Source organism: Pedobacter nutrimenti (assembly GCF_032678445.1).
Taxonomy (GTDB): domain Bacteria; phylum Bacteroidota; class Bacteroidia; order Sphingobacteriales; family Sphingobacteriaceae; genus Pedobacter; species Pedobacter nutrimenti_A.
The window spans coordinates 177,931-203,325 of the sequence record NZ_JAVTSQ010000005.1; the positions used below are offsets into that span (position 1 = coordinate 177,931).

24 protein-coding genes and 1 tRNA gene are annotated in these 25,395 nt (G+C 39.4%); 8 read left to right on the forward strand and 17 right to left on the reverse strand.

Annotated elements, in window-relative coordinates; all coding sequences use genetic code 11:
- Positions 1 to 108: 108 nt before the first annotated feature.
- Positions 109 to 330, reverse strand: coding sequence for a PspC domain-containing protein (locus R2S08_RS10400; protein ID WP_108553784.1), 222 nt, complete (start codon positions 328 to 330; stop codon positions 109 to 111).
- Positions 331 to 464: 134 nt separating this feature from the next.
- Positions 465 to 1,295 carry an orotidine-5'-phosphate decarboxylase gene (gene pyrF / locus R2S08_RS10405; RefSeq protein ID WP_316835118.1) on the reverse strand — a complete coding sequence of 277 codons (831 nt, stop codon included), beginning with the start codon at positions 1,293 to 1,295 and terminating at the stop codon, positions 465 to 467.
- Positions 1,296 to 1,561: 266 nt separating this feature from the next.
- Here pyrF and rho point away from each other — a divergent pair, with 266 nt between their 5' ends.
- Positions 1,562 to 3,265 (forward strand): transcription termination factor Rho, encoded by a 1,704-nt coding sequence (gene rho / locus R2S08_RS10410; protein WP_316835119.1) that lies wholly within the window; start codon positions 1,562 to 1,564, stop codon positions 3,263 to 3,265.
- A gap of 3 nt (positions 3,266 to 3,268) precedes the next feature.
- On the forward strand, positions 3,269 to 3,967 hold the full coding sequence (pssA, locus tag R2S08_RS10415; protein ID WP_316835120.1) for a CDP-diacylglycerol--serine O-phosphatidyltransferase: 699 nt from the start codon (positions 3,269 to 3,271) through the stop codon (positions 3,965 to 3,967).
- On the opposite strand, the gene R2S08_RS10420 is transcribed toward pssA, so the two are convergent.
- Positions 3,964 to 4,341 (reverse strand): Hpt domain-containing protein, encoded by a 378-nt coding sequence (locus tag R2S08_RS10420; protein WP_316835121.1) that lies wholly within the window; start codon positions 4,339 to 4,341, stop codon positions 3,964 to 3,966. The two genes, pssA and R2S08_RS10420, sit on opposite strands and share 4 nt — an antisense overlap.
- Before the next feature lie 17 nt (positions 4,342 to 4,358).
- Positions 4,359 to 4,853: a 2-amino-4-hydroxy-6-hydroxymethyldihydropteridine diphosphokinase gene (folK, locus tag R2S08_RS10425; protein WP_316835122.1), complete on the reverse strand. Its 495-nt coding sequence runs from the start codon at positions 4,851 to 4,853 to the stop codon at positions 4,359 to 4,361.
- A gap of 116 nt (positions 4,854 to 4,969) precedes the next feature.
- Between folK and sppA the strand changes: the two genes are divergently transcribed.
- Complete coding sequence (gene sppA, locus R2S08_RS10430; protein WP_316835123.1) at positions 4,970 to 6,736, forward strand: signal peptide peptidase SppA; 1,767 nt, start codon at positions 4,970 to 4,972, stop codon at positions 6,734 to 6,736.
- A 9-nt stretch (positions 6,737 to 6,745) separates the two neighbouring features.
- On the opposite strand, the gene R2S08_RS10435 is transcribed toward sppA, so the two are convergent.
- Positions 6,746 to 7,411, reverse strand: coding sequence for a hypothetical protein (locus R2S08_RS10435; protein WP_316835124.1), 666 nt, complete (start codon positions 7,409 to 7,411; stop codon positions 6,746 to 6,748).
- A gap of 88 nt (positions 7,412 to 7,499) precedes the next feature.
- Between R2S08_RS10435 and R2S08_RS10440 the strand changes: the two genes are divergently transcribed.
- Genes R2S08_RS10440 through R2S08_RS10450 form a run of 3 tightly spaced genes read left to right on the forward strand, consistent with a single transcriptional unit; the run spans position 7,500 to position 10,726 of the window.
- Positions 7,500 to 9,203 (forward strand): helix-hairpin-helix domain-containing protein, encoded by a 1,704-nt coding sequence (locus tag R2S08_RS10440; protein ID WP_316835125.1) that lies wholly within the window; start codon positions 7,500 to 7,502, stop codon positions 9,201 to 9,203.
- Positions 9,204 to 9,250: 47 nt separating this feature from the next.
- Entirely contained in the window at positions 9,251 to 10,189 is a 939-nt protein-coding gene (locus tag R2S08_RS10445) for a glycosyltransferase family 9 protein (protein WP_316835126.1), read from the forward strand.
- A gap of 30 nt (positions 10,190 to 10,219) precedes the next feature.
- Positions 10,220 to 10,726, forward strand: a complete 507-nt coding sequence (locus R2S08_RS10450) for a SixA phosphatase family protein (RefSeq protein ID WP_316835127.1) — start codon at positions 10,220 to 10,222, stop codon at positions 10,724 to 10,726.
- A gap of 42 nt (positions 10,727 to 10,768) precedes the next feature.
- Here the strand turns inward: R2S08_RS10450 and R2S08_RS10455 are convergent, their stop codons facing one another.
- From R2S08_RS10455 to R2S08_RS10510, 12 genes are all read right to left on the reverse strand, one after another.
- Complete coding sequence (locus R2S08_RS10455) at positions 10,769 to 11,632, reverse strand: AMP nucleosidase (protein ID WP_316835128.1); 864 nt, start codon at positions 11,630 to 11,632, stop codon at positions 10,769 to 10,771.
- A 117-nt stretch (positions 11,633 to 11,749) separates the two neighbouring features.
- Entirely contained in the window at positions 11,750 to 12,991 is a 1,242-nt protein-coding gene (gene clpX, locus R2S08_RS10460) for an ATP-dependent Clp protease ATP-binding subunit ClpX (RefSeq protein WP_316835129.1), read from the reverse strand.
- A 4-nt stretch (positions 12,992 to 12,995) separates the two neighbouring features.
- A complete protein-coding gene (gene clpP / locus R2S08_RS10465) occupies positions 12,996 to 13,685 on the reverse strand; it encodes an ATP-dependent Clp endopeptidase proteolytic subunit ClpP (protein WP_108550468.1) in 690 nt (229 codons plus the stop codon).
- A gap of 161 nt (positions 13,686 to 13,846) precedes the next feature.
- On the reverse strand, positions 13,847 to 15,193 hold the full coding sequence (gene tig / locus R2S08_RS10470; RefSeq protein ID WP_316835130.1) for a trigger factor: 1,347 nt from the start codon (positions 15,191 to 15,193) through the stop codon (positions 13,847 to 13,849).
- A gap of 70 nt (positions 15,194 to 15,263) precedes the next feature.
- Positions 15,264 to 15,345, reverse strand: a tRNA-Leu gene (locus R2S08_RS10475).
- A gap of 162 nt (positions 15,346 to 15,507) precedes the next feature.
- The gene (locus R2S08_RS10480; protein ID WP_316835131.1) at positions 15,508 to 15,951 is read right to left on the reverse strand and encodes a hypothetical protein; all 444 of its coding nucleotides are present in this window, start codon (positions 15,949 to 15,951) and stop codon (positions 15,508 to 15,510) included.
- Between the two features lie 53 nt (positions 15,952 to 16,004).
- Complete coding sequence (locus R2S08_RS10485; protein ID WP_316835132.1) at positions 16,005 to 17,357, reverse strand: PhoH family protein; 1,353 nt, start codon at positions 17,355 to 17,357, stop codon at positions 16,005 to 16,007.
- 666 nt (positions 17,358 to 18,023) lie between these two features.
- On the reverse strand, positions 18,024 to 18,506 hold the full coding sequence (locus R2S08_RS10490) for a hypothetical protein (RefSeq protein ID WP_316835133.1): 483 nt from the start codon (positions 18,504 to 18,506) through the stop codon (positions 18,024 to 18,026).
- Positions 18,507 to 18,653: 147 nt separating this feature from the next.
- Positions 18,654 to 20,789, reverse strand: coding sequence for a prolyl oligopeptidase family serine peptidase (locus tag R2S08_RS10495; RefSeq protein WP_316835134.1), 2,136 nt, complete (start codon positions 20,787 to 20,789; stop codon positions 18,654 to 18,656).
- Positions 20,790 to 20,870: 81 nt separating this feature from the next.
- Positions 20,871 to 21,305, reverse strand: coding sequence for a LiaF transmembrane domain-containing protein (locus R2S08_RS10500; protein WP_316835135.1), 435 nt, complete (start codon positions 21,303 to 21,305; stop codon positions 20,871 to 20,873).
- Positions 21,306 to 21,376: 71 nt separating this feature from the next.
- Positions 21,377 to 21,766: a (deoxy)nucleoside triphosphate pyrophosphohydrolase gene (locus R2S08_RS10505; RefSeq protein ID WP_316835136.1), complete on the reverse strand. Its 390-nt coding sequence runs from the start codon at positions 21,764 to 21,766 to the stop codon at positions 21,377 to 21,379.
- 29 nt (positions 21,767 to 21,795) lie between these two features.
- The gene (locus R2S08_RS10510; RefSeq protein ID WP_316835137.1) at positions 21,796 to 22,188 is read right to left on the reverse strand and encodes a hypothetical protein; all 393 of its coding nucleotides are present in this window, start codon (positions 22,186 to 22,188) and stop codon (positions 21,796 to 21,798) included.
- 129 nt (positions 22,189 to 22,317) lie between these two features.
- On the opposite strand from R2S08_RS10510, the gene R2S08_RS10515 reads away from it, so the two are divergent.
- Both R2S08_RS10515 and R2S08_RS10520 read left to right on the forward strand, forming a co-directional pair.
- A complete protein-coding gene (locus R2S08_RS10515) occupies positions 22,318 to 22,818 on the forward strand; it encodes a GNAT family N-acetyltransferase (RefSeq protein ID WP_316835138.1) in 501 nt (166 codons plus the stop codon).
- A gap of 35 nt (positions 22,819 to 22,853) precedes the next feature.
- Positions 22,854 to 25,328: a M1 family aminopeptidase gene (locus R2S08_RS10520; protein ID WP_316835139.1), complete on the forward strand. Its 2,475-nt coding sequence runs from the start codon at positions 22,854 to 22,856 to the stop codon at positions 25,326 to 25,328.
- Positions 25,329 to 25,395: the final 67 nt, after the last annotated feature.

Consider the following 25,395-nt stretch of genomic DNA (forward strand, 5'->3'; position numbering starts at 1 on the left):
ACTTTATTCGTATTAATCACCAGCAAATATAAAATATAAAAATTGTATGTATTGAGGATTGCAAGTACATCTATAATATATTTAAACATTACTGATCTGTTAGAGATTTTATACATCCCAGATTCTAAGTCTTATTTTTTTGATATAATGTCTTACATCCAGCACCAAGGCAGCAAGCACATAAAAGATGATTGGAAAACCTACCGCCAGAAAAGAGGAGTAGATAAAGAACAATCTGATCTTGCTGATGGATATATTCAGTTTATCGGCAAGGTAGGTACATACACCAAAACTTTGCTTTTCAAAAAAAGTAACCACTCGCTGAAACATGTCAATTCCTTTAGTTTTTATTCTGGTCATACAATTTAGACATTTTTTTTGATTGTGAGCGCTATTATTTAATCAAAAACGTATAAAAACCAGGAATCGGTATTGAATCAAAATATTTTATAAACTTCTGTAGCTTATACCAATCCGGCCTTCACAAGGATATCTTCCATTTCGCGTTGAAGTTTTTTTGCTTCCTCTCTTGCCTTTTCTGCAAAGTCCAGGCCCTTACCCGCATATATAATTCCGCGGGAGGAATTAACAAGTAGTCCACAAGTGGAATTTAATCCGAACTCACAAACGTCTGACAAACTTCCGCCTTGCGCACCCACTCCTGGAACCAGTAAAAAGTTATCTGGGGCAAGTCTTCTGATATTTTCGAATTCTTTTCCTCTGGTCGCACCAACTACATACATCAACTGTTCGGCATTTGCCCATTGTGAAGAAATCCGAATCACTTCTTCGTATAATTTCCCATCCGGTACTGGCTGGGTTTGGAAGTCACTATGAGATGGATTCGAAGTTAATGCCAGTAAGATCACCCATTTGTCCTGATATTCCAGAAAAGGGCCTACTGAATCTTTACCCATATAAGGCGCAACAGTAATCGAATCAAAGCTCATTCCTGATTTCTCCGCATTAAAAAAAGCATCTGCATACATTGCTGATGTATTTCCAATGTCTCCCCGTTTTGCATCAGCAATAGTAAAAATATTCTTCGGGATGTATTTCCAGGTCTCGATTAAACTTTCCCAACCCCTTAAACCCCGGGCCTCATAAAAAGCAGTATTGGGTTTATAAGCAACACAAAGATCTTGTGTTGCGTCAATGATCTGTTTGTTAAATTCCAGTACCGGGTCTTTATACTTAAGCAGATGTTCTGGAACTTGTTCAAGAACGGTATCTAGGCCTACACATAAAAAAGACCGTTTTTTCTGGATTTCCTCAAATAGCTGGGTTTTGTTCATCTGGTAAAATTTGTGCAAATATGTTAATTTTAAACAGGTATCAAGAAGGGATTTTTAAACTTTCTTGTAATTTATTTCTAAGATTTTCCTTTTTTTCTTGGAGATTAATTTACAAATACATACAATTGCAACATAATTCTCTAAAAGTTATCTGACCATTCCAGAAAATCTCAAACGTTTTGTTTCAAAATAACACTTACTCTTGCATTTTTTGCTTTGCTCAGTTGATAATTACTTTTAACAAAAATTCGCTACATACTACATAAATGTTTAACAAAACAGAATTAAATGAAAAACTCACCGCTGAATTGCGTGAGCTGGCAAAAGCTCAGGGCATCCTAAATGCTGATGAGTTACGTAAAGCCGAACTGGTAGAAATCATGGCTCAAATTACGAACCAGGATACTGCAACACTCTCACCTGGAACAGAAACCGTTCTGGAAAAAGTTGCTAAACCTAAACTAACTAAAGCTGCAGCAACTGGTGATAAACCAGTAAGAAAACGCACACGCATTCCAGCGAAGGATGAGAAAGATACGGCAGCTCCAAATAAAGCAACTTTATTTGACACACCCTCTGCAGAGCCATTGGAAAGTCTTCCTGAAGTACCTGCAGAAGAGCCAGCGGTAAAAATAACGGCACCTGCTGTACAGGCAACTGAAAACAAAAAAGTAACTGAAGCGCCAACTCCAGCTCCTGCTCCTGTACAAAACAATCCTGATCAGAAGAGGAACAAGCCTGACAACAGACCTAAAAACCCAAATGCCAACAATGCCAACAATGGCAATAGCGGGAACAATAACGGAAACAACAATAAACAACCGCAGAACGAAAACAGCTACTCGAATCTGGACTTCGATAATACCATTACCAATGAAGGTGTTCTTGAAATTATGCCCGATGGTTATGGCTTTCTAAGATCGGCTGATTACAACTACCTTTCTTCGCCTGATGATATTTATGTATCCCAGTCCCAGATCAAATTATTTGGATTAAAGACGGGAGATACTGTGAACGGAAGTATCCGTCCTCCTAAAGAAGGCGAGAAATATTTTCCGTTGGTTAAAGTAGAAACCATTAACGGTCGTTTACCGGCAGACGTGAGAGATCGTGTTCCATTTGATTACCTGACGCCGTTATTTCCTACAGAAAGATTAAATCTGTTTACAGAGACTAATAATTACTCTACGCGTATCATAGACTTGTTTACCCCAATTGGTAAAGGTCAGCGTGGTTTAATTGTGGCACAGCCTAAAACGGGTAAAACCAATTTACTGAAAGAAGTGGCCAACGCGATTGCGAAAAATCACCCCGAAGTTTATCTGATCATTCTTTTAATTGATGAACGCCCTGAAGAGGTTACAGATATGGCCAGAAGCGTAAGAGCAGAAGTTATTGCTTCTACTTTTGATGAGCCTGCAGAAAGACATGTTAAAATCGCCAACATTGTTTTAGACAAAGCTAAAAGATTGGTAGAATGTGGTCATGATGTAGTGATTCTGCTGGATTCAATTACCCGTCTGGCGAGAGCATACAATACAACAGCCCCTGCTTCAGGAAAGATTCTTTCCGGTGGTGTAGATGCTAATGCTTTACATAAACCAAAACGTTTCTTTGGTGCGGCGCGTAACATAGAAAAGGGTGGTTCATTGACGATACTTGCAACAGCTCTAACGGATACCGGTTCAAAAATGGATGAAGTGATCTTTGAAGAATTCAAAGGTACAGGTAATATGGAACTACAACTTGATCGTAAATTATCAAACAAACGTATATTCCCTGCAATTGATATTACAGCTTCAAGTACAAGAAGAGATGATCTGTTACATGACAGAGATACTCTGCAGCGTGTATGGATTTTAAGAAACCATTTGGCAGACATGAACTCTCAGGAAGCTATGGAATTTGTACAGGCACAAATAAAAGGCACAAAATCTAATGAAGAGTTTTTAATATCTATGAACAGCTAGATAATGAAGAAACACATTCCTAATGCGTTAACCTGCGCGAATCTTCTTTCCGGATGTATTGGGATTGTTTTTGCTTTTAAAGGCGAGTTTAACATCACGGCCTATGCGGTCTTAATGTCTGGAATTTTTGATTTCTTTGATGGGTTTTCTGCCAGGTTACTGCATGTAAAATCAAATATTGGTAAGGAACTGGACTCACTGGCTGATATGGTGAGTTTCGGTTTTCTTCCAGGAGTAGTCATGTTCCAGCTTTTAGCCCAGAGCGACTACTCTTCAACATATTTGCCTTATTTTGGTTTCATCATCACCATTTTTTCTGCGCTCAGGTTAGCAAAATTCAATATAGATACCAGACAAACGGAAGATTTTATTGGCTTAAACACACCAATGAATACTTTATTTATCGTTTCTCTTCCTTTTATTCAGAGAGACTATCCCGCATTGATCAATTCGACTTTGCTGCTTTTAGGTTTAACGCTACTCATGAGCGGCCTTCTGGTAAGTGAAATCAGGATTTTCTCCCTTAAATTTGGCTCACTGGACTGGGCAGGTAATAAAATAAAATTTATATTCCTGATCATTTCAGCAATCCTGATCGCATTTTTGAAATTTGCGGCTATACCGTTTGTACTCGTGCTGTATATTGCGACATCGATATTGCATTTTAAACGCAACAGTCCATCCGCAGAAAATCAAAGTTAAAGTCTTTTTTCCAATTCTGCCCTGGTCTGATCAAGCTGCCCATACAAAAGCTGAACAAATTCATTCACCTCATTAAACAGAGCGGGAATTTTATCCACCTCTTTTAGATCACGTGCACAATGTTCAATCATTTGCATGTGATCTTTTGCATCTTCCCGGCCCACATATACAAAAGTTGGTTTGATCTTGTGTGCAAATCCAGAAGCTTTTGTCCAATCCTCATCTCTCACTGCTTGCTCCAGATCTGCCATATATATGGGCGTTTGCTGCTTGAACATATCGATCATTTCGATCATAAATTCAGCACTGTCTCCAGACATGTCCTTCAGATAAGAAAGATCAAGCGGCAAGTTATTTTTTTCTAAGTCGATCATTAAACAAAACTAATAAATTATACTTTTATGACTGGCAGATTATCTGCCAAACTTTTTAATATCTCTGAAATTTCCACCCCTAAAACAGGATGCACTACATTTCCGGCTATTTCAGCCAGCGGCACCAACACAAATTTACGGTATTGCATTTGAGGGTGCGGAACCTGAAGCCGGTCGGGAATATCGATAATTTCATTGCCATACAGAATCAAGTCAATATCGATCAATCTTGCCCCCCATTTCTCATGCCTTATCCGCCCCAATTCTTTTTCAATTGACAGAATCTTTTCCAATACCTCCTCTGCAGAGAATCTGGTTTCTACTTCAACTGCAACATTTAGAAAAGAGGGTTGATCTTCTTTTCCCCAGGCTGCGGTTTCATAAAAAGAGGAAATCCCCTTTACTACTCCAACTTCTTTCTCAAGATAATCAATTGCATCCGTAATCAGCTGACGTCTCTCCCCTAAATTACTTCCGAGTAACAAATAAACAGTTCGTCTATCCAATAGCATATATGGCAACATTTTATAATACGCTCTAAAGTTAGGAAACATCTCGGAGCTTATTGCGTTTTGTAACCTGATGCTATTATAGGATTCCTATATTTACAAAATAATTGACCTTTAATATGAAAGATTTTTTCAAATATGTTTTTGCTACAGTTCTTGGTTTTGTGATTTCCATTGTCCTGATTAGCTTAGTTTTCGTGGCCATTGTAATAGGCATTGTCTCCTCGATAAGTGAAGACAAGAAGATTCCTGTAGAAAGCAATAGCGTTCTGTATTTAAATCTTGATCAAACCATTAAAGAACGTACCCTCAACAAACGTTTTGAATATCTTCCGGTAATTGGCTCTGGCGAAAAGAGCATTGGTTTCAATGATCTGATCAGAGGCATTAAAAAAGCAAAAACAGATGATAACATCAAATGCATTTATCTTAATGTAAGCGCTCCCGGAGCAGGAAAGGCTACACTTAAAGAGATTAGGGATGCACTGGTTGACTTCAAGTCCAGCAGAAAACAAATTATCGCCTACAGCGAAGTCTACTCACAGGACGCTTATTACCTTGCCTCCGCTGCCAGCAAAGTATATCTCAATCCTCAGGGGGCGCTGGAGTTTAAAGGTTTCAGTTCAGAACTGATGTTTTTTAAAGGTGCACTGGAGAAACTTGGTGTAGAGGCACAGATTATACGCGTTGGAAATTACAAAAGTGCTGTAGAGCCCTTTATTACAGATAAAATGAGTGATTACAACCGCCAGCAGGTTACGGCTTATGTAGGGGGCCTATACAACACCTTTCTGGAAGGAATAGCTCAAACCAGGAACATTCCAAAAGACAGTCTGTTTTCCTGGGCAAACAATTATAAGATCCAGCTTCCGCAGGATGCTTTAAATGCCAAAATGGTAGACGGATTGAAATACAAAGACGAAATCATTGCTGAACTTAAAACGCTGAGTGGAACAGAAAAAGGCAACAATATGCGTACGGTAACCATCAATGACTACGCAGAGAACCTAAGTCAGGATACACCTTCTGCCAAAGATAAAATTGCGGTTGTATATGCTAATGGGGATATCACCGGCGGTGAGGGCGACGACAATTCTATAGGCTCTGAAAGAATCTCAAGGGCCATCAGAAAAGCCAGAGAAGACAGCAGTATCAAGGCCATCGTTCTTAGAGTAAATTCGGGAGGAGGCAGTGCCCTCGCATCTGATGTGATCTGGAGAGAGATCATCCTTAGTAAAAAAGTAAAGCCTGTAATCGCTTCTTTTGGCGACGTTGCCGCTTCTGGGGGGTATTATATAGGTTGCGCGGCAGATTCAATCTTTGTCCAACCAAATACAATCACCGGCTCAATTGGTGTTTTTGGTATTATCCCTAATTTCCAAAATCTGTTGAACAATAAGCTGGGTATTACCTTTGATGGTGTTAAAACCGGAAAGTATGCAGATATTATGAGTGTAAATCGTCCTCTAACTTCAGGAGAACGTTTTATTATCCAAAATGATGTCAACCATGTCTACGACAGTTTCATTACCAGAGTAGCAGATGGACGTAAAAAGACAAAGGAATATATTAATTCTATTGGTGGCGGTCATGTCTGGGTTGGCACAGATGCTGTAAAAAACGGCCTTGCAGACAGGTTAGGAAGTTTTAACGACGCCCTTGTTGCCGCAGGAAAAAAAGCAAAATTAAAGGAATACCGCGTTGTTGAATATCCTGAAAAAATGGACCCTTTTAAATCACTGATTGAAAATACAACAGATAAGATCAAGGTTTATTATGCCAAACAGGAATTTGGAGACAATTACCTCCTATATCAGCAAATGAAAAAAGCCATCATCAATTCTGGCCTGCAGGCAAGAATGCCGTTTGAAATCAAAGTACAATAGTTCTTTTTGCTACTGTACTTTTCTCCATCCCGGATGGATAGTTAAATAAGTATTGCTTACAGATTCATTTTTAGGGTGAATGGTCATTGCTCTTGTAAAGTACTGGTCATTCGCCTTTTTTACATCAAAGGACAGGCCTTCCTCTTTGGAATCATATACATACAAGGTATCTTTCTTAGCGTCATCCACGTACATAGACACCTGCTTTAGGGAGGGTAATCCCTGAATAATATGTCCCAGATCTGCATTGTTCTGCAGACCATTCTTTGTTGCGTAACCTCCTGTATTAACCATTACCTGTTTCACGACCTTTGAAGACATTGCACTGTCTTTATAGGTAGAATAAATTGCCATTTCCCCATTGCCAGATCCGCTTTCACCATTTTTCAATTTCCAAATTGACCATGCCTTACCCATCGCGGCATCGCCATCATCTGGTTTACCAAGTAATTTAAACACTTCTTCCATATCTTGTCCGATACTTATTTTCCCCATCTGTCGCCCAGGCACAACCAATTGCAGGTCTCCTATCTTAGGTATCCCTGTTTCCTTTAATGCAGTTGTCGCCTGTTCCCTATCCGTTGAATCTTTCCGATCAACAGCTCTTTTATCAGAGTGGCTGCATCCCATATTCAGGGCAAGCAACCCGATACAAACCAGTTTTATGTTATTCATCAGCTTTATTTTTTTTTATAAGGAGAACAAAAAACTGTGCCACGATTGCTTAAACAAAAAACAAAGCTTTTTTTTAACTTAGCAGTCCATGGAAAACAAGACCATATCCCGTACTCTTCGTTTGCTTTCCCAACTGATGGAATTGCACAATGAGAACTCATTTAAGATCAAATCTGTAGCCAATGCTGCATTTAAAATAGATAAACTCCCTTTCGCAATCAAAGATAAAACCCTGGAAGAGATTGAAAAAATAGATGGTCTGGGCAAGAGCATTTCTTCGAAGGTCTGGGAACTGCTGAACAAAGGAACGATGACCGATTTGGACAATATTCTCCAGGAAACACCTGAAGGTATTGTTGATATGCTCGGTATTAAAGGCATCGGTCCAAAAAAAATTGTTGTAATCTGGAAAGATCTGGGCATAGAAACCATCGGAGAGCTGCATTACGCCTGCAACGAAAACCGTTTAATTGAAGCCAAAGGCTTCGGCTTAAAAACACAGGAAGAAATTAAAAAAGTGATTGAATTCAGCATGGCCGCACAGGGGAAATTCTTGTATGCGCGTGCCGAAGGATTGGTTAATAAGCTATTTGCTGATTTTGCGTTATGGTTGAACCAATTTAAGAATGAACCACTTCTGGGTATCGGAGGAGATTACCGCCGCTGCCTGGAGATTATAGAAGAGGTTCCCTTTTTGATTGGCTCAGATTCACCAGAAGAAGTTATAGATCAGCTGGTCAATTTTGACCCCCTGTCTTTTCTGGAGCAAACAGATGGTTCTTTTGTTGCAGATAGCCCTTTTGGTTTAAAGATAACGCTTAAGGTTACAGAAAGAGATTCATTCTACCTGGACTGGTTTATCTTAACCGGAAATGAGCAACATGTTACCGAAGTACTGAAACACGCAGGCCCGGGACCTTTTACCAGTGAACAATCTATTTATCAGAAAGCAGGATTAGCTTATGTAGAACCTGAACTGCGGGAAGGCTTAAATGAACTGGAACTGGCAAGAACAAATAAGCTGCCCCTCCTGCTCACAGGACAGGATCTTAAAGGAAGCCTGCACAACCACTCCACCTGGAGTGATGGTGTACATACACTGGAAGAAATGGCCTTGTTCTGCAAAGAAAACCTCAAACTGGAGTACCTGGGTATGTGCGACCATTCCAAATCGGCCTTTTATGCCAATGGACTAAATGAACAACGCGTTTATGCTCAACATCAGGAGATAGATGCCTTAAATCAAAAACTTGCCCCATTCAGAATATTCAAAGGTATCGAAAGTGACATCCTAAATGACGGCTCCCTGGACTACAGTGAAGAGATCCTTAAGACATTTGATTTTGTAGTGGCTTCCGTGCACAGCAATTTAAGAATGGATGAAGAGAAGGCTACAGCCAGATTAATCAAGGCTATTGAAAACCCGTACACGACAATCCTGGGACACCCAACCGGAAGGCTTCTTTTGAGTAGAAAAGGTTATCCTATAGATTATAAAAAAGTAATCGATGCCTGCGCCAATAATGGGGTAGTCATAGAAATCAACGCCAATCCGCTCCGTCTTGACCTGGACTGGCGCTGGCACAGGTATGCACTGGAAAGAGGCGTCTTGCTTTCCGTAAATCCAGATGCTCACCGCACAGAAGGTTTCCATGACATGCATTATGGTGTACTTGTTGGTAGAAAGGGTGGTTTAACTGCTGCTCAGTGCCTTAATGCCATGAGCCTTACAGAAATTTCAACTTTCTTTGAAACAAAGAAAAACAGCATATCCTCATCAAATCAGAAATAAAAGCGTTGAAAAAACCTGCAAAAATACTTGTGATCAGATTGAGTTCCATGGGAGACATCATATATACTACACCTGTAGTCCGATGTCTTAAAGAACAATTACCTGACTGTGAAGTTCATTTTCTGACTAAACCTGCTTTTCAGTACATCTATCAGAATAATCCATACCTCAGTAAACTCCATACATTAAAGCCAAAACTCTCCGATACGATTAAAGACATTAAAGCAGAAAAGTTTGACCTGATTGTAGACCTGCACAATAACCTCCGTACTTCTATAATCAAACTGTCTACCCATATCCCCTCCACAACATATAAGAAAGACAGGATCAACAAATGGCTTGCATTGAAATTCAAATGGAAGAAAATGATCTCCCAGAAACACCTGGTAGAGAGATATTTGGAGACCGTTAAATTTCTTGGTGTTCAAAACGACAACAAGCCCATTGATTACTACATATCCAAAGATTACCAGTTAAAAGATCTCCTTCCTCCATCTCATCAGGAAAAATATGTGGCCTTTGTAATCGGAGCAACCCACTTTACCAAACGTTTGCCAAATGATCAGATCATTAAAATCTGTGAAGGTATTGATTCACCCATTGTACTGCTTGGAGGACAGGATGTAAAAGAAAATGCAGACCTTATTCAAAATACTCTTGGAAATAAAATATACAATACCTGTGGACTAACCAATCTGGATCAATCTGTCTTTCTAGTGTCCAAGGCACATAAAGTCCTGGGGTTTGACACTGGTCTTACCCATATATCTGAAGCCTTTAACAAGCCCCTTGCCTCCATCTGGGGTGGTACGACCCCTGAACTTTTGGGTGTACAACCTTATAAAATCTCTGAGTCCTTTATTGCCGGAATTGAACTTTCCTGTAGACCCTGCTCAAAATTTGGTTTAGAAAAGTGCCCTCTCGGACATTTCAAATGTATGAAAGACCTGCCTGAAGCTCCAATTATTGACTTCATAAATAGTTAAACCTATGAACCTGACAAATAAAATAAACAGATGAAACAGCTTCTTTTAATAAGACACGGAAAATCAGACTGGAAAGACAGCCATATTACTTCAGATTTTGACCGGCCGCTCAATCATCGCGGACATAAAAATGCACCTGCAATGGCAGAAAAGATCCTAAAGAAAGGTCTGGTACCTCAACATCTGGTGAGCAGTCCGGCCATACGAGCATGGTCTACCGCAAAACACTTTGCAGAAGTATGGAATTTCAAAACTGAGGATCTTCAGACAGAAAGCTCTATATATGAAGCAAACCCAACTGCTTTACTGAAAATAGTGAATAGTTTTCCCAATGGTATTGACAGCATTGCAATGTTTGGACATAATCCGGGGTTTACAGATTTCGCAAATTATCTCGCTGATGCTGATCTGTACAATATTCCTACTGCTGGAGTTGTGGTACTCCGTTTCGATACCGACGACTGGGCAGAAATCGGATATCATACAGGCACCATGTTGTTATTTGATTTTCCTAAGAATACAGATGAACCGCATTGATAGTGGATCAAGAACAACATAGTATGCATGATTTAACAGCGGTTAAAACTTAAGATGTTTTACCGTTAGTCCATTATTAATCAATTGTTTTAGAGAATCAATTCCAATTTTCAAATGTGTTTCCACGTAATTTGAAGTAACTGAACTGTCACTCTCCGTTGTTTTAACTCCCTCAGGAATCATTGGCTGATCAGATACCAGCAGCAAAGCACCTGTAGGAATTTTGTTCGCAAAACCGGTTGTAAAAATAGTCGCTGTCTCCATATCTACAGCCATAGCGCGCAGGCTTTTCAAATATTTTTTGAAATTCTTATCATGCTCCCAAACTCTTCGGTTGGTGGTATAGCAGGTTCCTGTCCAATAATCACGTGAATGATCACGAATGGTCGTCGAAATTGCCTTCTGTAAAGCAAAAGAAGGAAGTGCGGGTACTTCGGCAGGTAAATAATCGTTAGAAGTCCCCTCTCCTCTTATCGCAGCAATTGGAAGGATAAGATCACCAAGTTGGTTTTTCTTCTTTAAACCGCCGCATTTACCTAAAAACAGAACTGCTTTAGGCATTATAGCTGTCAGCAGGTCCATCATAGTGGCTGCTAACGGACTTCCCATACCAAAATTGATAATGGTGATACCGTTTGCTGTAACACTTTGCATAGGTTTGTCCAGACCAACAATTGGGGCATTGTCATTCCACTCCGAAAACATCTGTAGGTATTTACTAAAATTGGTCAGTAGAATATACTGTCCAAATTCTTCCAATGGACGCCCGGTATATCTTGGAAGCCAGTTTCTCACAATGTCTTCTTTTGATTTTAAACCTGCTTTAACCGGAGATTCTACCTCTTTCGACTTTTTCACTTTTCCTGCAGCGTCGGCCGCTTTTTTTACATCTTTTTCTTCGTTCATATGTTTCTCCTTATTTATTAATTATTCCTATTATTCATAACACTATATCAAATCCGGGAGTCATTTCTGGAAATAACAAGTTAAAAAAAAATCCCCGTAAAAACGGGGATTAAATTCTTATGCAGCTTTTAACTTTTTAAAATCGGCTTTTTCAAATTTTTCCACCGCATAATCTAGTGTGATATTCAATTCCTTGACCCCTGGGTCAGAAGGAATATCAAACATAGCATCCAGCATAATGGCCTCGCAAATGGACCTTAATCCCCTAGCCCCCAACTTATATTCCATCGCCTTATCGACAATAAAATCCAAGACTTCATCTTCAAAAAGGAGTTTCACCCCTTCAAATTCAAACAACTTCACATATTGGCGAAGTAAAGAATTCTTAGGCTCTGTCAAGATATTTCTTAATGCTGCTTTATCCAGTGGATTTAAATGTGTTAAAACCGGTACACGCCCAATCAACTCAGGAATCAGACCAAAGGACTTCAAATCCTGAGGCGTAATGTACTTGTACAGATTTTTAAGGTCAAGATCTTCATCGTCCTTTTTCACCTTATATCCCACTGCCTGTGTGCGCAAACGATTGGCAATTTTACGTTCAATACCATCAAAAGCACCACCACAAATAAAAAGAATGTTATTCGTGTTCACCGGAATCATTTTCTGATCCGGGTGTTTACGTCCACCCTGAGGCGGCACATTCACAACAGTACCTTCCAGAATTTTAAGCAGGGCTTGCTGAACGCCCTCACCGGATACATCTCTGGTAATAGACGGATTATCGCTTTTACGGGCAACCTTATCCACCTCGTCAATGTAAACGATACCACGTTCTGCAGAAGCCACATCATAATCAGCAGCTTGCAACAAACGGGTCAGGATACTTTCGACATCTTCTCCAACATAACCGGCTTCTGTTAATACTGTAGCATCGCAAATGCAAAACGGCACATGCAATATTTTAGCTATAGTTTTTGCAAGTAAAGTTTTACCAGTACCAGTTTCGCCAACCAGCATGATATTTGATTTTTCAATCTCTACTTCATCCTCCTGGTTTACTTTCTGACTCAATCTTTTATAATGGTTATACACCGCTACAGAAAGCACCTTTTTTGCATCATCCTGACCAATTACATACTGATCAATATGTTGCTTAATTTCTAACGGCTTCAATAAGGTTACCGATGCATCCAGACCTTTTGATTTCTTACTGCCCAACTCCTGTACCAGCAACTGATTAGCCTGCGCCACACATTTATCACAGATAAAGGCATCGAGACCTTCAATAAGCATCAAAGTGTCCTGCTTGCCAGAACCACAAAAGGAGCAGCGGGATTCTTTATTTTGTTTAGCCATTTTATTATTTATTGTTTGAACCCAATACCTCATCAATCATTCCAAAGCTTTTCGCCTCTTCTGAAGTCATCCAGTAGTCACGATCTGAAGCTTTTTCCACCCACTCATAGCTTTGGCCAGAATGATTAGAGATAATATCATATAATTCTTTCTTCAATTTAAGCATTTCCCTCAGGTTGATCTCCATATCAGAAGCCACACCTTGCGCACCGCCTGACGGTTGGTGAATCATCACCCGGGAATGTTTCAATGCAGCACGCTTGCCTTTTGCACCAGCAACCAACAGAACTGCTCCCATAGAAGCCGCCATACCTGTACAAATTGTAGCCACATCCGGGGTAATGTATTGCATAGTATCATAGATACCTAAACCCGCATACACGGAACCACCTGGAGAGTTGATATAGATCTGTATATCTCTGTTACTGTCCGTAGACTGCAGGAACAACAGTTGTGCCTGAATAATATTTGCATTTCCATCATAGATGGCATCACCTAAAAAGATGATACGATCCATCATCAAGCGAGAAAAAACATCCATCTGAGCAACGTTTAACTGACGCTCCTCAATAATATAAGGTGTCATGCTCTTAGGAGAATTATTTGCCTGGCTGATGAAACGATCTACATTCAAACCGTTTATACGGTGATGTTTAACTGCGTATTTTCTAAATTCGTCTTTATCTATTTTCATGAGAATCTATTTTTTATCTTTTATATGCTTATCAATAGTAAACAAACTAATTTGCTAATTTATTATGGTATTGTAAAATTTGAACAGCTTTTATATACATAAGGCGGCCTTAAAAAAGCCGCCTTACGTTCATTTATAAAATTAGAGGATTCTCTTTCGAATTAAACCAACTCTACAAATTTATTATAAGCTATATCTTTTTGGTCTAAAGTAGCCGCAGATTTAATGTATTCAAATACTTTAATCGCTTTTACTTCTTCAAAGATGCGGTTCGCATTGTCTTTTTCCTTAAGGAAAGTCGCTGTATACTGAGCCAACTGATCTTCAGGCAGCGGACTTGGACTGTACATTCTGAACTGAGCATCTAAACGTTGTTTAGCTGTTTGGAAAACATCCTCGTATTTAATCTCAATGTTATTTTCCTTAATCAATTTGTTTTCAATTAAAGTCCATTTCAGATTTTTAGCAAAATCCTCATATCCTTCTGCCAACTCTTCGTCTGTCAATTTTTCGTTGGTTGCTTTCAACCATTTACGTAAAAATTCATCAGGCAATTCGATTTTAATGCTCTCGGTCAGTTTAGTATAGATATCATTTTGCAATTTGCGATCTGCATCTTGCTTAAACATACCTTCTACCTCTTCAGTAATCTTTGCAGTAAATCCAGCTTCGTCTGTTACCACACCTTCACCAAATATTTTATCAAAGAACTCTTGATTTAAATCTGCCTCCTCTAAACGGTTTACATTTTTAACCGTTGCTTTGAATTTAGAATTTAACTCTTTAGCATCCTCCTCGCTAATGTTTAATAATTTGGCAATTGCCCCATCATTCTTATCAAAAGCTTTCTGGATATCTAATTCAACAACATCATCCTTTTTCAGCCCGATTAAAGATTTATGAATCTTTTTATCTTTAACCAAATCCAAACGAATAGATCCTGTTGCGTTAATTCCACCTTCAAAAACTGAACCATCAGGAGAAAGTTGTGCTAATTCGGCATAAAGTACGTCATCATCTGCCGAAACTTCAGGGTTTGTCATTTTGCCATAGCTTCTGCGGATATTTTTTATACGTGAAGCCAGAGTTTCCTCATCTGCTTTTACATTGTATTCAGTAAACTTATCTTTAGAAGTAATGTTTACATCAACAGCAGGAGCAAGTCCCAGTTCATAATCAAATTCAAATTCGTCCGTATTGTCCCATTTGAATTCTTTAGTATCATCCATAACCGGCAAAGGCTGACCAAGGATCTCTACTTTGTTCTCTGTAAGATAATTATTTAAAGTTTCGCTTAGCAGATTATTGATTTCTTCAACAAGGATGCTTTTGCCATACATTTTTTTGATATGGGCTGCAGGCACCATTCCTTTACGGAAACCAGGAAGGTTTGCTTTCTTAGCCTGATCTTTGATGGCTTTATCAACCTTTTCAGTATAATCTTCAGGGGCAATCTTAATTTTTACGATTGCATTTAAATCGTTAATTTTTTCCTGTGTAATGTTCATTTTTCTGAATCAAATATTTTACCAATGTCCTTATATAAAAATTCCCCCGTGTTGCGGGGGAATTTCAATGTGCGGAAGAAGGGACTCGAACCCCCACGCCGTGAAGCGCCAGATCCTAAGTCTGGTGCGGCTACCAATTACGCCACTTCCGCAGTTAGGAGTTGTTTAGGACTGCAAAGATAGAGATTGTTTTTAAAAGTCAAAATGCTTTTTCAATTATTTTTAAAAAAACATCTGAGCTGGTTTAAATGCCCTAAAACACACTCCAGGCCGCAATAATATAGTCTTCTGACAAACAGATCAATACAAAAAAATCAAGTTAGATCCGAAGAAAAATTCCACCTTGGTGTTTTCCCGTAAATACTTTGGTAGATCTGTAATAATTTTGATTTTATATACTTAGGCCGGTCTTTAAACTTTCCATCATAAGTGACATACCAATGCACATGCAGCGCCTCAATGTCTTCTATCAGCATTTGTACCGGCCAGGAATTCTTCCTTCTGGTCTCATCAAAATGTAGTCCTTCCACCAAATTATCACGTAGACCATCACTGATGTGCTCTCCTCCTTCAACAGTGCCCAACAGATCAACCCCGCTTTTGCCAATATAAATCAGCTCAACCCGTCCCTTTTTTAAGGCATACACCAAAAAAACACCATACTGATCTGAAGGAGCATTACAGACCTCCTCAAGGCTATCCGTCACCTGATAAAAGAAATTACCCTGCTTTGTATATTTTTCTAATTCGTCGAACATTTTCCAAGCAAATAATCTCCAATATAATGATTCTGCTACAAAACAAAAAAATTCTAAAGCAAGTCATTAGCTAAATTGGCCAGCTCACTGCGTTCTCCTTTATCCAGGGCAATATGCGCATAGAGCGGATGTTCTTTAGCACTTTCAATCAGATAGGAAAGGCCATTGCTTTCTGCATCCAGATAAGGCGCATCAATTTGATATATATCTCCCGTAAACACAATTTTGGTATCCTCCCCTGCCCTGGAGATGATCGTTTTAATCTCATGTGGAGTTAAATTCTGGGCCTCATCTACAATGAAAAAGATTTTGGTCAATGTTCTCCCTCTGATATAAGCCAAGGGTGTAATTACTATTTTTTCAGTAGTTACAAATTCATCAATCCTGGCCTGCATTTTAGCGTCATCAGCATATTGCTCCTTTATAAACCTCAAACTATCCCATATAGGCGCCATATAAGGATCAATCTTTGATTTTGCATCGCCTGGCAAAAAGCCAATATCTTTATTACTTAGAGGTATAATTGGTCGGGTCACATAGATCTGCCTGTAATCTTTTCGCTGTTCCAATGCACATGCCATTGCAATCAATGTTTTACCTGTTCCTGCTTTCCCCTGCAGCGTCACTAATTTAACCTCGGGATCCAATAATGCATGCATTGCCAGAGCCTGTTCTTCATTCCTCGAAGAAATATTAAAGACCTTCCTTGAAGGAATAACAAAAAGCTGCTTCTTTGATGTTTGATAATAAGTCAGCAGTGTCTTTCTTTTATTTTTTAAGATATAAAAATGATTACCTCCGATAGCGGGTAAATCCAGGTCCTTGCCTTCCGCAGTTCCCGCAGACTTAAGTTGTGCAAAAAGATCATCAGGGAACCGGGTAATTGTAGTTTTCCCGGTGTATAATTCTTCCACATTTTTTATCTTTCCAGTTTCATAATCCTCAGCATTTAACGCAAGTGATTTAGCTTTAAGCCTAAGACAGATATCTTTAGAAACCAAAATCACCTTTTTGTCTGGAAATTCCTGCCGAAGCGCCAGCGCTGCATTCAATATCCGATGATCAAATTTACTCCCCCCAAATACCCTCTCGGCATCTATCTTCCCCACATGATGATCCATAACCACTTTAAAGCGCCCCCCTTTCCCGCCTTTTATTGCAATCCAATGGTTCATGATCTTATCACCTGAGGCCTGATCCATCAGCCGAATAAAACTTCTGGCCTCGGCATTCCTGGTTTCGTTACCATTTTTCATATTATCCAACTCCTCCAGTACCTGTATCGGGATAGCTACATCGTGTTCCTGAAAATTATTAAAGGCATTATGATCGTATAGGATAACAGAGGTATCCAGAACAAATATCTTTTTTTTTACTGGCGAAGAAGACTTGGGGATTTTACTCATAACTCCTAAAAATAAGGATTTTATGGCATTTCAGAAAAAAAAGAAACCGGAGTCCTCTTCGTTCGATTTGGGTTCTCCGGTTTCAGTCTTTAACAGCCTTAACTGTTAAAAACTTCAAATCTAAGTTACTCTTACTTTTCATGCTATATGGATTCTCACAAACCTTTTTTAACATGTCTATTGCTTTCTATGCTTACTCCTTAGAGTAGTTCATTTAAGCAACGTCCGTCTCTGATTCAGAATTTCACTATTATTTTTCAATTTTAGTTTCCTATCATCGTTTTCTCTGTCTCCTTTGAATTCGATAATTTCCGATCAATCGAAATGTCCAGAATCTTTTTGCCCGTAAGCTAAGTTTTTCTTTTTGGATCTATTTCTTCAGACAGTCAAAGTACTTCTTATTTGATATGATCTAATTTACAGCTATTTAGTATTAGAAGCAAGAAAAAACAATATATTTTATTCACAAGTTCTTAACAGAATTATCAACAAATGGAACATCTCTAATCTTCGTTGAACTCAATTAACATCCACTTTTTCAACAATTCAACACGTTGATGTCTGATCGTCATCCAAAAATAATAAGCCTATAGATGATGGAATTGCACCGGCGAAAAGAAAAAAGCAGGCTCAAAAAAACAGAGCCTGCCTCAAAATCTATATTTTTTAATCTTTACAATCTACCGGAGCAAAAACAAACCGGCCTTTATCGAAGTTAATTGGCTTTCCTTTAACAAAGTAAGATTTACCTAAACTGGTTTCGATCTGTCCTACCCCCATCACAAGTTTTCCGTCTTTTTTCAGGAAGGCCAATGGATTTTTATAGACCGTTGGATTACTTGTCCCAATTTTAAAAGTATAATCAACGAAAAGCGTATCTCCTTTAAAATTTCCTTCTACCAGACCATCATTTTTCCCCTTATCCAAATAATTGATCACCAGTTTACCAGCAATTTTTCCGGCACTTAGTGTCTTTATTTTTAAATCCGCTGTATCTTTTCCATCTATGGCCTGGAAGCAATCACTTTTTTTTAAGGAATCTGCTTTAGCAGCAGCATCCCCCTTTACTGAATTTTTAGTACCCTGGTTACAGCTAAACGCAAGAGGTACAGCGGCCAGCAACAACAGGTAATAAGCTGATTTTTTCATACATTGTTTGTTTAATAATGATCGGCACAATTGCCCATAAGTTCATTTATAAAAAGGATTACAAACTCACCTTATTTCCATAACAATTTAAAGTTAATTTTGTTAACAGCCCTACAAGACATTAAAGTATTGCTTTCAAGGTCAACGTTACTTCTGGTAACCAAGCCCCATATTATAGAGCAAAAAAGCCCATTTATCTGCTGTTTCTTCAATGGCTTTATCCGTTGGCTTACCAGCACCATGTCCCGCATTGGTCTGAATACTGATGAGTACCGGAGCATCCCCCCCTTGATCTTTTTGAATTGTGGCAGCAAACTTAAAAGAGTGTGCAGGCACCACCCTATCATCGTGATCGGCTGTACTAACCAATGTTGCAGGGTATTTTACCCCCGGTTTTAAAGCATGCACAGGAGAGTAGTGGTGTAAATATTCAAACATCTCTTTTGAATCCTCTGAAGTTCCATAATCAAAACTCCACCCGGCACCGGCGGTAAATTTATGATAACGCAACATGTCCATTACGCCAACCGCAGGAAGTGCAACTTTAAATAATTCAGGCCGTTGAGCCATGGTCGCACCAACCAGCAAACCCCCATTAGATCCGCCCATTATAGCCAGTTTATCTGATGAAGTATATTTACCTTTAATCAGATACTCGGCGGCCGCAATAAAATCATCAAACACATTTTGCTTCTGCATCTTTGTTCCTGCAAGATGCCATTTCTCTCCATACTCTCCACCGCCCCTGAGATTAGGAACTGCATAAACAGCACCTTGTTCCAGCAAAACCACCACGGATGTGCTGAATGCCGGTGTTAAACTGATATTGAAGCCCCCATAACCGTAAAGCAAAACTGGATTTTTCCCATTCAGGACCAATCCCCTTTTATACGTAATGATCATTGGAACCCTGGTGCCATCTTTAGAAGTAAAGAACACCTGTTTAGATTCATATTTTGAAGGATCAAAATCTACCCCTGGTTTCTTATAAACCTCAGATTTACCGGTAACTACCGAATATTTAAAAATAGTAGTCGGGTAAACATAGGAGGTAAACATATAGAACAATTCTTTTTCTTCCTTTTTACTACCAAAACCTGTTGCAGTACCGATTCCAGGCAGCTTGATCTCATGTTCAAGTCGACCATTCGCGTCATACTGTAATACCAGGGATACAGCATCTTTAATATAATTGGCAAATATTTTACCTCCTCCGGTAGAAGGATTCAATACATTTTCAGTCTCTTTGATTAAAGTTGCCCAATGCTCGGGTTTAGGATTCGACGCATCCACAGTAACGATTTTTCCATTTGGCGCATTTAAATTGGTATAGATATATAGTTTTGTTCCAATATTATCAATTATACTATGGTTCTGATCAAAGTTATCCACAACAGAAACAATTGGAGAATTCGGGACAGAAAGATCTCTGATATACAGTTCATTTCCAGAAGTTGAATTGGCCGCTGAAATGATTAGATAACGCTCATCCTCTGTTAAATCAGCACCAATATAACGTCTCGGGGTTTTATCACCCCCAAAAACCAGCTGATCTTGTTTTTGTGTTGTACCCAGCTGATGAAAATATAACTTATGATATTGGGTCAAACCAGACAATTGGCTGCCTTCCGCAGGCTTATCATAACTGCTATAGTAAAAACCATCGTTTCCTTGCCATGCAATACCAGAAAATTTCACATCAACCAGCGTATCCCCTACGATAGTTTTGTCAGATGCCTTCATGACTACCACTTTCGTCCAATCAGATCCACCTTCAGACAATTGATAAGCCAATAAACTCCCATCTTTGGAAAAACTAATACCAGCCAAAGAAGTAGTTGCATCTTTAGAGAAAGTATTTGGATCCAGAAAAACCTCTGCCTCCTCTCCCTCCTTTTGTCTGTAGAGAACGCTTTGATTCTGTAAACCACTATTTTTATAGAAGTAAGTATAAGCCCCCTTCTTAAACGGCTGGGAATACTTCTCATAATTCATGAGTTTGGTCAATCTTTGCTTGATATCATTTTTAAACGGAATCTGTGCCAGATAATCCCTGGTCACTTCGTTTTGAGCGGCTACCCAGGCTTTGGTCTCTGCAGACCGGTCATCTTCCAGCCAGCGGTACGGATCATCTACAACAGTTCCGAAATAAGTATCTTTTACATTATCTATCTTTGTCTCCGGGTATTTCATAAGGTTTTTTGAAGGCTTTTGCTGCGCCGTGGCAAAAATAGGAAATAGTATACTAAGAAGAAGGGCAGAATTTTGGAGTCGCTTCATCATGATTCAGTATTGGTTTTCCTAAGTTAAATAAAAAAGGCAACCCTTTTTCGGCTGCCTCTCTAATGCTTTTTAACAGATGATTTATTTTCCTCCTTCGTGAATATCTTGAAAATTGATCTTTTCCTTTCCATCTTCAAATCCGCAGAAGCGAACTTCTTTTTTAGGTTTAAGTACCAGATACAAACCCAAACCTATAAAAACAAAAGCTGTTGAATAAGAAGTCAGACTAACCATTATGATACTTTGCAGCGTATAAATGCCACCTATAATCACCAATACAACCCAACCACCAGCCCTGAAGTTTTTTCTATACCCGATCAGCAAACCTATCGCCAGCAGGATGGTATGCCAGCTCAACACCCAAAAAGGAATAGACACACCTATATTTCTGATCATATAGATTACGCCAATAATCAGCATGAATATCCCCAGGCCGAAATGACGATTTGTTTTGTTGTTGTTTATAGTTTCCATGATCTTTTTTTCTTCAAAACTACCCGAAAAAGTAAGGCCCATAAAGGTTAGACCAGTATACAAAGGGTAACTGTCGGTCAACGTCCAAAAACAAGCGGTAAACGATGACCTCTTTATTTCAGTGACTTTAGGTAGTTCATCATCAGCGGAACATCTGCCTCTGCCCAATCCTGCTCCGGCAGTTCTTCCGGCTTTAGCCAGTTGCAATTCTGGTGCACATTCATTTGAATTTCACCTCCGGTAATTGTACAAACAAAAGGAATTAGATGGATAGAAAAATCCGGATAACGATGTCGATGAGCCTCCATCCGTTTATGTATACAGATATCCAGATTTAATTCTTCTTTAATTTCCCTCACTAAACAATCTTCCGCACGCTCTCCGGCTTCAATTTTTCCACCAGGGAATTCAATCTTTAAAGGCAACAATTGATCTGCCGCCCGTTGGGCGACTAAGACACAGCCATCTTCTCTAACAATGATAGCACAACATACATCAATCATGTTGCAAGATAATGAACTCCATCTTTCCGCTAAGAAATTATTTGAACAAGACCACGTTTGTAAGCACTATGAACAATAATCTGTTGGATCCAATCGTACCTTGACATCTTAACTTTTCCTTCAAAGGGGCTATGAAACTGAAGCTCCTCTTTCAGTGATGCTTCTGGCAGGTCGCTTACGTAATGAAGCAGTGCCTCCGCCCGGGATACTAAGTTTGCAAAAATGGTTTCTGTATCTGTCAATTCCATTACAGAACCATCTGCAGAAACTATTTGTTGTATTCCCCTGTGAATGTCACTGAAATTGGAATTCAGTTTCTCCTTCCACAATTCGGCAGAAGTTTGATTTAAAGATTGAAGAAATTCCTGATTGGCCTTAACGTTAAAAGCACACAGTTCTTTGATTTGCATTTGTAGGTTCATAACAATAGCATTATTTGAAAACAAAGTAAAACAGACGAACTGACAACCCTATGTCAGGCTATTTTAAAAATGCAATAATTTGTTTTTATGTAGCAGACTACATATTATTGCAGGTAAATTATTCAACCCATGTCGTTACAAATTCAATCCCTTCGCAAAGACCACAATGCAGATCTTGCAAAGATCATCAGAACATCACTCGAAGAATTCAATGTCCCTAAAATAGGTACAGTATACTCAGATCCTACTACAGATGATCTATATTCGCTCTTCCAGCATAGTGGCTCTGCTTATTTTATTGCGGAAGAAAACGGCGTTCTGCTTGGTGGATGCGGGATTTATCCTACAGTGGGCTTACCAAAAGGATGTGCAGAACTGGTCAAATTGTATCTATCTTCTGCTTCCCGGGGCAAAGGCATAGGAAAACTCCTTCTGGAAGAATGCTTCAAATCTGCAAAAAAAATGGGCTACCATCAATTATACCTTGAATCTTTCCCCCAATTGGAAAAAGCAGTAAGTATGTATGTTAAAGCAGGCTTTACTCCCCTGGACCACGCCCTTGGAAATTCAGGGCATCATGCCTGCACCATCTGGATGATCAAAGATCTGGATTCCACTTTTCTATATTAAAGTGATTCTGTAATTTAGGAGCTTAATTAACTTAAATGAAAGACATATTCAGAAGATCAACATATGCCTGTATGTTATTTGTACTGGCAACCAGCAGCGTAATGGCACAAACAGAGGCTCAAACTCCGGCTAAAGCCGAGTCTGCTTACCGTGCTTCTGCAACCAAGATCAACGCCTTGGTACACACCAAGCTGGATGTTAGATTTGATTATTCCAAACGCTATTTATTCGGCAAAGAATGGCTAACCTTAAAACCTTATGCTTATTCTACAGATTCTTTAACACTTGATGCCAAAGGAATGGATATTAAAACCATCGCTTTGGTTAACGGTAAAGAGCTGCAAAAACTAAAGTATACCTATGATAGTGAACAACTGAAGATCCAGCTTGGTAAAGCTTATCCTGCTGGTCAGAACTATACCATATTTATAGAATATACTGCCAAGCCCGATGAGCTTAAAGCCAAAGGCAGTGCAGCGATTACAGATGCAAAAGGACTGTATTTCATCAATCCAGACAGTACCGTAAAAGGTAAACCTGTACAAATCTGGACTCAGGGAGAAACGGAATCTTCATCTGCGTGGTTTCCTACCATCGACAAACCGAATCAGAAAACTACCGCAGAGATCAGCATGACTGTTCCCGCCAAATATGTAACCCTATCCAACGGAAAACTGACTACCCAGATCAAAAACACCAATGGTACACGGACGGATACCTGGAAAATGGATCTTCCGCACTCTCCTTATCTGTTTATGATGGCTGTTGGAGATTTCAAAATCTACAAAGATAAATGGAAAGATAAAGAGGTCAACTATTATCTGGAGCCTGCCTATGCCCCTTTTGCAAAACAGATCTTTGGTTTGACACCTCAAATGATAGATTTTTATTCCAATACCTTAGGAATTGATTTCCCATGGAACAAATACAGCCAGATCGTAGTTCGTGACTACGTAAGCGGAGCTATGGAAAACACCTCAGCTACACTACATGGAGAATACGTTCAGCGTACACAACGTGAAATCCTGGACGACTATTACGGACAAGCAGAAAGTACCATTGCACACGAATTGTTCCACCAGTGGTTTGGTGACTATGTTACAGCAGAAAGCTGGAGTAACCTGACCGTTAATGAATCTTTTGCCAATTACAGTGAAGTCCTCTGGGCAGAACATAAATACGGTAAAGACGAAGGTGACGCTCACAATTACAAAGATATGGCCAATTACCTTGGCTCCAAGAATGATGCGCTAAAAAACCTGGTTCGTTTCCACTATGCAGATAAAGAAGAAGTCTTTGACCTGGTTTCTTATCAAAAAGGTGGTCGTATCCTGAACATGATGCGCAATTATCTTGGTGATAAGATATTTTTTAAAGGCTTGAACATCTATCTAAAACAAAATGCTTTTAAAAATGGAGAAGCACACCAGCTCCGTTTAGCTATGGAAGAAGCCAGCGGGCAGGATATGAATTGGTTCTTCAATCAATGGTATTTTAGTTCAGGGCACCCTTTGTTAACTATAGACTACGCATGGGATGAGGCTTCCAAAACAGAGAAAGTGACGCTGAAACAAACACAAGGCGGCACACCTTTCACCCTCCCTATGGCGGTTGAGGTTTACTCCGGTGGAGCAAAAAAGCGTTTTCAAATTACGATGAAAGATGCCGAGCAGACCTTTACCTTCCCGGCAACCGCAAAACCTGACCTGATCAACGTAGATGCAGACAAAGTTTTACTCGCCTTAAAAACAGATCATAAATCTCTGGGTGAATATGCATTCCAATATGCGCACGCTCCATTATATGCAGACAGATTAGAAGCCATTATTGCAGCAGATAAAAACAAGAAAGATCCAAATGCTGCTCAAATTCTGCTCTCGGCCTTAAATGACAAGTATTATGGTCTTCGCCTGGAAGCTCTGGAAGCTACTGACCTGAGTGATCCGGAAACCGCTAAAGCGGCATTACCCCTGATTCAAAAACTGGCTGCTTCAGATCCGAACACGCTGGTGCAGGCAGCAGCCATTAGCGCCATAGGAACCAGTGCCAACCCAGCAGATCTCCCTTTATTCAAAAAAGGCCTGCAGAGTCCTTCTTATGCCATCCAGGGTGCATCCCTTATGGCCTTGTCGCTGCAAAAATCTGACGAATCCCTCGCAGCAGCAAAGGACCTGGAGAAAGACAACAAGAAAGCACTGACGGAAGCGATTGTAAATGTCTATTCAAAATTTGGTTCAGAGAAAGAACTGCCCTTCATTACCGAAAAATTCACAGCGCTTGGTCCGCAGGAACAGGTACAGCTGATTCCCGGCTATATGAATATACTGGGTAAAGTGAATGACATTAATGAACTTAAAAAAGGAGTTGACGCTGTAAAAAGCATAGGGATAAAATATAAATCTTATGGAGCAAATACCTTTGTAAGCAACTTTTTAAACCAGCTTAAACAGAAAAAACAAGATCAAGCCAGTTTGTCTTATATAGATGCTGCATTAGCAGAACTTAAATAAACTACACATTGTTAGATCTTTAATAAGATGAGTAAAAAGGAGGGGTAAATCACCCTTCCTTGTTTTC

What these genes read in the sequence shown, in the direction of transcription:
- tig (WP_316835130.1), bottom strand. Translation starts at nt 15,193, where the DNA reads ATGAACATTACACAGGAAAAAATTAACGATTTAAATGCAATCGTAAAA.
- pssA (WP_316835120.1), top strand. Translation starts at nt 3,269, where the DNA reads ATGAAGAAACACATTCCTAATGCGTTAACCTGCGCGAATCTTCTTTCC.
- R2S08_RS10480 (WP_316835131.1), bottom strand. Translation starts at nt 15,951, where the DNA reads ATGTTCGACGAATTAGAAAAATATACAAAGCAGGGTAATTTCTTTTAT.
- R2S08_RS10485 (WP_316835132.1), bottom strand. Translation starts at nt 17,357, where the DNA reads ATGAGTAAAATCCCCAAGTCTTCTTCGCCAGTAAAAAAAAAGATATTT.
- R2S08_RS10445 (WP_316835126.1), top strand. Translation starts at nt 9,251, where the DNA reads ATGGGAGACATCATATATACTACACCTGTAGTCCGATGTCTTAAAGAA.
- R2S08_RS10455 (WP_316835128.1), bottom strand. Translation starts at nt 11,632, where the DNA reads ATGAACGAAGAAAAAGATGTAAAAAAAGCGGCCGACGCTGCAGGAAAA.
- R2S08_RS10520 (WP_316835139.1), top strand. Translation starts at nt 22,854, where the DNA reads ATGAAAGACATATTCAGAAGATCAACATATGCCTGTATGTTATTTGTA.
- R2S08_RS10510 (WP_316835137.1), bottom strand. Translation starts at nt 22,188, where the DNA reads ATGAACCTACAAATGCAAATCAAAGAACTGTGTGCTTTTAACGTTAAG.
- clpP (WP_108550468.1), bottom strand. Translation starts at nt 13,685, where the DNA reads ATGAAAATAGATAAAGACGAATTTAGAAAATACGCAGTTAAACATCAC.
- sppA (WP_316835123.1), top strand. Translation starts at nt 4,970, where the DNA reads ATGAAAGATTTTTTCAAATATGTTTTTGCTACAGTTCTTGGTTTTGTG.
- R2S08_RS10505 (WP_316835136.1), bottom strand. Translation starts at nt 21,766, where the DNA reads ATGATTGATGTATGTTGTGCTATCATTGTTAGAGAAGATGGCTGTGTC.
- R2S08_RS10500 (WP_316835135.1), bottom strand. Translation starts at nt 21,305, where the DNA reads ATGGGCCTTACTTTTTCGGGTAGTTTTGAAGAAAAAAAGATCATGGAA.
- rho (WP_316835119.1), top strand. Translation starts at nt 1,562, where the DNA reads ATGTTTAACAAAACAGAATTAAATGAAAAACTCACCGCTGAATTGCGT.
- R2S08_RS10450 (WP_316835127.1), top strand. Translation starts at nt 10,220, where the DNA reads ATGAAACAGCTTCTTTTAATAAGACACGGAAAATCAGACTGGAAAGAC.
- R2S08_RS10440 (WP_316835125.1), top strand. Translation starts at nt 7,500, where the DNA reads ATGGAAAACAAGACCATATCCCGTACTCTTCGTTTGCTTTCCCAACTG.
- pyrF (WP_316835118.1), bottom strand. Translation starts at nt 1,295, where the DNA reads ATGAACAAAACCCAGCTATTTGAGGAAATCCAGAAAAAACGGTCTTTT.
- R2S08_RS10435 (WP_316835124.1), bottom strand. Translation starts at nt 7,411, where the DNA reads ATGAATAACATAAAACTGGTTTGTATCGGGTTGCTTGCCCTGAATATG.
- R2S08_RS10400 (WP_108553784.1), bottom strand. Translation starts at nt 330, where the DNA reads ATGTTTCAGCGAGTGGTTACTTTTTTTGAAAAGCAAAGTTTTGGTGTA.
- clpX (WP_316835129.1), bottom strand. Translation starts at nt 12,991, where the DNA reads ATGGCTAAACAAAATAAAGAATCCCGCTGCTCCTTTTGTGGTTCTGGC.
- R2S08_RS10515 (WP_316835138.1), top strand. Translation starts at nt 22,318, where the DNA reads ATGTCGTTACAAATTCAATCCCTTCGCAAAGACCACAATGCAGATCTT.
- folK (WP_316835122.1), bottom strand. Translation starts at nt 4,853, where the DNA reads ATGCTATTGGATAGACGAACTGTTTATTTGTTACTCGGAAGTAATTTA.
- R2S08_RS10495 (WP_316835134.1), bottom strand. Translation starts at nt 20,789, where the DNA reads ATGATGAAGCGACTCCAAAATTCTGCCCTTCTTCTTAGTATACTATTT.
- R2S08_RS10420 (WP_316835121.1), bottom strand. Translation starts at nt 4,341, where the DNA reads ATGATCGACTTAGAAAAAAATAACTTGCCGCTTGATCTTTCTTATCTG.
- R2S08_RS10490 (WP_316835133.1), bottom strand. Translation starts at nt 18,506, where the DNA reads ATGAAAAAATCAGCTTATTACCTGTTGTTGCTGGCCGCTGTACCTCTT.